We start from the raw sequence: 7,572 nt of genomic DNA, 5'->3' as shown, positions 1-7,572 counted from the left end.
GGGTTAGGTTTTTGGAGATTACTGGTTTAATATAATACTTTTCAAACAACCTCTAAACGATAGTCTTAATCCGCAAGCAAATACTTCTATTTTCAGACCACTTTCTATTGGGACGAGAAAATACAGTAGAGAGGAAATCAAAAAAGCCAAATTAAAGCACTTAGAAGCAACAATAAAGGGGTCAACCAATCACCCCACTGCACATATAAAGTCTGAGTTTGACGAGGATAAATAGTTTCTGCATGAGTTTGATAGGTGTTATAAGCCGATTTCCAGAGAGTTTGCCCATGAGGATTAATAAATGCCGAATAACCTGTATTTGTTGCCCTCACAGCCCATCTATCAGTTTCAATTGCCCGCATGATATCCTGGGCATGATGTTGATTTGCCATTGCTGCCGTATAATGGGCATCATTGGAAGAACTGAGCATAAATTTTCCCCCCATAGAAGCTTGATATCGGAAGTTTTCCGCAAAAGCAGATTCATAACAAATACCAATAATTGCTTTTCCGAAAGGAGTATCAAAAATTTGTTTGGCTTTACCCGGAACTTGGTGTGCTTCTAGCGGTGATAGACGTTGAATAATTCCCCCTAAAATATTTTCAAAAGGAATATATTCTCCTAATGGCACAAGTTTAGATTTATCATAACGGCTAGTAATTGCCCCATTACCAAGAACCGTAAATAAACTATTTGTATAACTACTTCCTCGTTCACCAAATGCACCTATCCAAGCTATTACACCCTTTTCCCGAATAGCTGCGAATAAAGGAGTTTGAAGTAAATCACGAGAAAAAATAGGTATAGAAGCCTCCGGGGTAAGAACAGCTTGCACACCTTGATTAGTTAAACTTAAATATCCTTCAGTGTAACCTGTAATCGCCCGGCGCAAACCTTCAGGAAGAACCTTAATTTTATTAGGAATATTACCTTGAATAACACCGATTTTCAAAGCCGTATTCGAGCTTTCCGTCAACGGTTGACCGTAAAGAAAAAAGCCAATTAAATGAGCAATAATAAACAGAGAAAAAGCCAAATAAATAGTATTTCTTTCTTCCTTTGCGCCTTTGCGTCTCTGCGTGAGATATTCCGCAATTAACCCATTAAAAGCCACAATCACCGCAGTCACAGTATTGGGTCCAGAAAGCTGTCCTAAATGGAGAATTACGAGATTTTGCGGTGATTGAGTGTAAGCCAGAGAACTCCACCATAGAGGACTTGCACTCCAGAGGCTTTCTAAGCCACACCAAATGGCCGTACCAAATAGAACACGCAACCAAGGATTTCCCCTATCTAGACGCACCATTAAAGCTGCCCAAACAGAGACTAATATCCCCCCCCAAAGGCTAATAAATGCCCAACAAAGGAGGGTAATAATTAAACTAGGCAACCAGGGGACACCTAACCAATCCATTGGATGAATCCCTGTAATCCATGACAAGGCAACTCCGTGATAACCGATACCCCAAATTAGGGCAAGGGGCAGCCCTTCGACTTCGCTCAGGAACCCAGGGCGCGGGGCAGGGGGATCTGTTTTGGATGTATATTTAATAACTAATAGCCACAAGGGAACAAGGGCAATCCAGGCTAGAAACCATGCACCAATAGGGGCAACGGTCGTTCCCATGAATATGCCACTGATAAAAGATAAGGTATAATATTTAATGGATTTAGAAATCTGTTGCTGTCCGAGTTTGATCATCTCCTTGTGTCCTAAAGTACATAAAGTAATTCAATTCAGATCCCCGACTTCTTAGAGAAGTCGGGGATCTTATTAATTGTCTATTCTGCTTCTTCTAGTTCGCCATTGTCTCCTGTGTCGGGGGGAACAATTGCAACTCCGGTAATGGCATCATCTTCGTCTAGACGTTGCACTCTGACTCCGGTGGCTGATCTTGATTGGATAGAAATGGCATTGACCGCTTGACGAATAATGATACCGCGATTTGTGGCCATCATGATTTCTTCGTCGCTGTTGACAATTCGCAAGGTGGCTAATTTGTCTTTTGTTTTGCGGTTTTTGAATTTGGTGGCCATTAAACCTTGACCAGCACGGTTTTGCAGTCGAAATTGGGAAACGGGAACGCGTTTGCCATAACCGCCCATGGTAATGACTAATACCCAAGGTCCGGTACTGCTGGCGTTGCTGACTTCTACAATTTCCTCGCTATTTTCGATTTCGGCAATTTCTGCGGTTTCTACAATTTCTTCAATTTCTGCGGTTTCTTCGCTTTCTTCGCTTTCCCCTTCTATCACAGTAGCTAAGGTATCAAGAATAGCCGCAGGCAGGATGTCCATGCCTATGAGTTCGTCTTTGTTCTTGAGTTTCATGGATTTTACACCACGAGTGGCTCTACCCAAGGGACGCAGTTGATCATGAGTACAGCGGAAGTGAATGGCCATACCTTGACGCGAACCGATAATGATGCTGTCTTCTACCCTAGCTCTTCTCACCCAGCGCAGTTGGTCGCCTTCTTCTAAGGATATGGCAATTAATCCGTTGGCGCGAATGTGGCTAAATGCTTCCAGGACGGTTTTTTTGATGTTACCGCCTTTGGTGAGCATGACGAGATATTCTTCGCTGCTAAATTCGTCTACGGGGACAATGGAGGTAATTTTTTCTTCTTTGGGAATGGGCAACATTTGTACAATCGGTGTCCCCCGACTGGTGCGCGAACTGACGGGAATTTGATATGCTCTCAGGCAATACACGACTCCGCGATCGCTAAAGAATAAGATACTATCATGGTCGCAGCAGGTCAAGAAATGTTCAATGGTATCATCATCTTTGACTTTTGCCCCGGCTTTACCTCTGGTGGCACGGCTTTGAGATTCAAAGGTGTTGACGGGCATCCGTTTGATGTAACCTTGTTCTGTCACCAGAATAATTGCTTTTTCATTAGCAATTAAGTCAATATCATCTATGTCTCCTTCCCCATGAGTAATTACTGTTCTCCGGGGTGTGGCAAAACTAGTTTTGATTTGACTGATTTCGGTTTCAATGATTTCTAACACCCGTTCCCGTCTAGCTAAAATATCCAATAAGTCGGTAATTTTAACTTGTAAATCGTCGTGTTCGAGGCGAATTTTATCGGCTTCTAGTGCTGTTAATCGCCGTAGTTGCATTTGCAAAATTGCGTCTGCTTGCACTTCCGAAAGTCCGTAAGTTGTAATTAACTCACCTTTGGCTGTGGGTGCGTCTGGTGCATGACGAATTAAAACAATAATTGCATCTAATCGTGATAGGGCAATTAATAAACCTTGTAATAGGTGATCTCGTTCCTGGGCTTTCCTGAGTTCGTAGCGAGTCCGGCGTTCAATGGAGAGAATACGGAAATCTAGGAAGACGCTGAGGAAACGTTTGAGGTTCAGGGTTTGGGGTTCACTGTTGACTAGTGCCAACATATTTGCCCCAAAGTTAGACTGTAAAGGGGTTTGTTTATAAAGGTTGTTTAAAACGACACGGGGATAGGCATCTCGTTTTAATTCTATAACGATTCTCATGCCATCGCGATCGCTCTCGTCCCGGATATCGGAAATACCATCAATGCGTTTATCATTCACCAATTCGGCAATTTTTTCAATTAATGCCGCTTTATTGGTTTGGTAAGGCAATTCGGTAATGATGATTGCTTCCCGTTCTGGACGGTTGCGTTGGGTAAGGGTTTCAATATTAGCCACACCCCGCATGGTAATTGAACCGCGTCCAGTGGTATAAGCTTCTTTAATGCCACTGACTCCCAATATCTGCGCCCCAGTCGGGAAGTCGGGACCGTGAATATACTGCATTAACTGAATGTCAGTGATTTCGGGATTGTGAATTAGTGCCACTAATCCATCAATCAATTCTCCCAAGTTGTGCGGAGGAATATTTGTGGCCATTCCCACAGCAATCCCCGAAGAACCATTGAGGAGAAGTTGAGGAATGCGGGAGGGTAAAACTGTGGGTTCTTGTTGAGAACCATCGAAGTTATCGGCAAAGTCTACGGTTTCGGCTTCAATATCCTGGAGGAGGGCTACACTGGTTAGGGCGTGCAGACGACATTCTGTGTACCGCATTGCCGCCGGCGGATCATTGTCCACTGAACCAAAGTTACCATGTCCACTGATGAGAGGCGATCGCATGGAGAAATCCTGCGCCATCCGCACCAAAGCATCATACACTGCTGTATCACCGTGAGGGTGATATTTACCCAAAACTTCCCCGACCACACGGGCGCATTTTCTAAAGGGGCGATCATGTAGTAAACCCAGTTCGTGCATGGCATAGAGGATGCGACGATGCACAGGTTTGAGACCATCCCTAGCATCTGGCAGCGCCCGACCTACAATGACGCTCATGGCGTATTCTAGATAAGACCGCGACATTTCACCTCGCAAATCCGTCGGGATAATCCTCTCCTGTGAGGTTGTCATAAACTCGAAAACTCCAAAAAAATGTAGATTTTAGGCTTCAACTTGACAAAAGACAAAATTATGTCAAATTAACTTTGAATAGTTGTCATATTTTGCTATAATTCTAACATATTGTGACGCAATTCGCACAAATACTATCCAATATCGAAAAATAGTCAATTTACAACTTATATAAAAAGGCTAGATTCTTGAAAACAATCTATAAATCTGATTGATTAATTGCATCTAAAATAACTTTTCAAAATGAAAACAGAAGGACAAATAATTTCCAAATTTCCCATCATATTCAGCCGAAATAACAAAATCCCCGACTTCTCAAAGAAATCGGGGATTTGATTTTAAGCAGGAGGATAACCAGCAGCAGTCAAAGCTTCTTTAATAGCAGTTTCTGAAGCTTGAGTATCTACATTGACAAACTTGGTTTGAGGATCAGCTTCCACAATAGCATTAGCATCAACAGCTTTAACTGCCTTGGTTATATTACTAGCACAAGCAGAACAAGCCATTCCGGGAATAGTGAGTTTAATTGTCATAGGTAAAAAAGGAGTGAAAACTCAATTAAAAGTCACAAAAATATGCGTCTTAACTAACTGCATTATGCTTTAAAAGAAAGTATATCTTAAATCTTCTAGATTAATTAGTCAAGAAAGAACAATTGTTGATTTTTTGCGCCAGAAAAGCTAGTACCGCAGGGTAGATTTCAACGGATTTCCTGTGGTAGTTGACAGCCAAACACGAATATAGTAATTTCGTACTATATAAATTTGGTTCTCAATGTCATCTACCTCTAAGATACAAGGTTGGGTTGACGTATGTTACCCAACACAGTAGGTTTTCTAACATCAACCCTGAATTAATGTTTGAAAATCTGGCTCATTTTTAATGTCATCAAAATCAATATCAGTTGCAGCATCTTCTCGATAACTGGGATTAAATTCCATAGCTTTTTGCAGATTTTCCAAAGCTAATTCCACCTTTCTTTGGAGTGCATAACAGGCAGCTTTATGATAATATGCGCTAGGATAATCAGATTTAATTTCTAATGCTTTATCAAAACTGATAATTGCTTGATCATCTTCTCCCAACATTACTAAAGTGTAACCCCGTTTATCCCAGACTTTAGGAGAATTGGGTTGAAATTCTAGAGCTTTATCAAAAGAAGTAACTGCATCTTCGTAACGTTCTAATTCTAGCAAAGATAAACCACGATTTACCCAAGCAACTCCATCATCAGGTTTAATTTTAGTAGCTTTATCAAAACAGTTAAAAGCCTCTTGATGTTTTCCTAAATTTCCACAAGCCACACCAATATCACACCAAGCTTGATGATATTCAGGATTGATTTTAATGGCTTGATTATAGGAAGCTATAGCATCTTTATAGCGTTTTAGACGATTGAGAATTATCCCCCGTTTCAGCCAATTTTCTGGATTTTCAGGTTGAATTTTAATGAGTTGTTCGTAAACAGCTAAAGCATCTTCATGGCGTTTTTCTAAAAATAGCATTTCTGCTTGTTTGATATAATCATCAATAGAAACTTCTGGTTGTAATGGTTCTGGTGCTTTTTCTGGTGTTGGAGTAGGTGTAATTTCCGCTAACTCTTTGAGAATTATATCTTTACATTGTTGAGCATCAATTTCCAACTTTTGCAGATTTTCGAGAATAGTAACTTGCTGTTTTTGCACGTCATTTTGTAAACCGGAAAACTGAGATGTAAATTCTCCACCGGACTTTTCTAAATTCTCAATAATTTGCTGTTGTCGTTGTTGAGCATTATTTTGTAATTCTGTAAGTTGCTGAGAAAATTCAATTTCTAACTTCTGCAAATTTTCCAGAATAGTAACTTGCTGTTCTTGCACATCATTTTGTAAACCGGAAAACTGAGATGTAAATTCTCCACCGGACTTTTCTAAATTCTCAATAATTTGCTGTTGTCGTTGTTGAGCATTATTTTGTAATTCTGTAAGTTGCTGAGAAAATTCGCTTTGTAATTTACCAAAATCCTCAAGTAATTGATATTTTTTAACTTGGGTATCAGTTTTTAATTCAGTAATGTCTGACTTAAATATATTATTCAGGTTTTCGATATTACCTATAACTATATCTTTTTGATTTTTAACATCTAATTGAAATTGAGATAATTCATTATTAAATTCTGATTGTAATTTCCCTAAATTCTCAACAGTATGAAATTTCTGTTGTTGAGTTTCCGACTCTAACTCTTGAAATTGAGATATCAAATCAGCGCGAGATTGTTCAATATCACTAACAGCGATATCTTTTTGATTTTCTACTTCTGACTTGAGTTGGGTAAATTGAGAAAATAACTCAAATTCTAACTTTTTGATATTGTCAATTGTAATTTTTTGCTGTTGAGCAGATAAGGTTAATTGTTCTAGTTGAGTATTTAATCTAAACTCTAAATTACTAATATTCTCTTGAGCAGATTTAACTTCAATTTCCAAAGCTGTTAAAAACTCTTGTTTTGATTTGGGTAAATCAGATAAAAGAATAGATAAATTTTCTTCCTCACCATGAATCTTTTGTTTAAGTGTATTAACTTCTTGTGCTAATTCTTGAGTAGTATTTTTAGATGCTTGAATCAGTTTTTTGGCTTCTGCTTGAACCGTAGTTAATTGAGTTTGCAAATTTTCAATTCCTTGAATTTGCTGCATTGCTCGTTCGACAATTTCTCTGATTACTGCTCGACGAAAAAACCATAACATGGCAATTAAGGCCACAGGAAATAAACTTAAAATAGTCAACCAGATATTAAGCAAAGTATTCGTGCGAGTAAAAGCCCGTTCAAAATCAGATTGAACTTGTTTTTGAGTTCTGGTTTCTTGTCGCAGTCGCGCTAATTCTTCCCGTTCCTGATTTGATAGTACCTGAGCAGTAGCAGATGGCACAGAATACCCACTGATAAAAGCCGTTGATAGCAGTAAGGGTGACAAGAAAATGGCACTTTTTAAAGCCAGATTTGAGAACATGGGGTTTTTGCTGTTCATAACAATTTTCCCTATCCAGTGGTGATTTTTTGCAGAAGCGTGATTGGATGTTAGGGTAGCTGTTTGATATTAGCAGATTATCTAGAGAGATATCCGTTCTATAAAACTTACCCAAAATTACCAAAGTCTAGACACATCTGGACAGCG

Annotated in this window: 4 protein-coding genes; all 4 read right to left on the bottom strand. The window is 39.5% G+C overall.

Annotated elements, in window-relative coordinates; all coding sequences use genetic code 11:
* Positions 1 to 137: 137 nt before the first annotated feature.
* Positions 138 to 1,703, bottom strand: coding sequence for an apolipoprotein N-acyltransferase (lnt, locus tag FJR06_RS17490; RefSeq protein ID WP_168651912.1), 1,566 nt, complete (start codon positions 1,701 to 1,703; stop codon positions 138 to 140).
* A gap of 80 nt (positions 1,704 to 1,783) precedes the next feature.
* Positions 1,784 to 4,417, bottom strand: a complete 2,634-nt coding sequence (gene gyrA, locus FJR06_RS17485) for a DNA topoisomerase (ATP-hydrolyzing) subunit A (RefSeq protein WP_168651911.1) — start codon at positions 4,415 to 4,417, stop codon at positions 1,784 to 1,786.
* 338 nt (positions 4,418 to 4,755) lie between these two features.
* Positions 4,756 to 4,950: a heavy-metal-associated domain-containing protein gene (locus tag FJR06_RS17480; protein ID WP_168651910.1), complete on the bottom strand. Its 195-nt coding sequence runs from the start codon at positions 4,948 to 4,950 to the stop codon at positions 4,756 to 4,758.
* A gap of 309 nt (positions 4,951 to 5,259) precedes the next feature.
* Positions 5,260 to 7,425, bottom strand: coding sequence for a tetratricopeptide repeat protein (locus FJR06_RS17475; protein ID WP_168651909.1), 2,166 nt, complete (start codon positions 7,423 to 7,425; stop codon positions 5,260 to 5,262).
* Positions 7,426 to 7,572 lie beyond the last annotated feature (147 nt).

Source organism: Dolichospermum sp. UHCC 0352, assembly GCF_009711925.1.
GTDB classification, from domain to species: Bacteria; Cyanobacteriota; Cyanobacteriia; order Cyanobacteriales; family Nostocaceae; genus Dolichospermum; species Dolichospermum lemmermannii.
The sequence above is the reverse complement of the archived record's forward strand: the minus strand, read 5'-3'. Positions and strand labels throughout refer to the sequence as shown.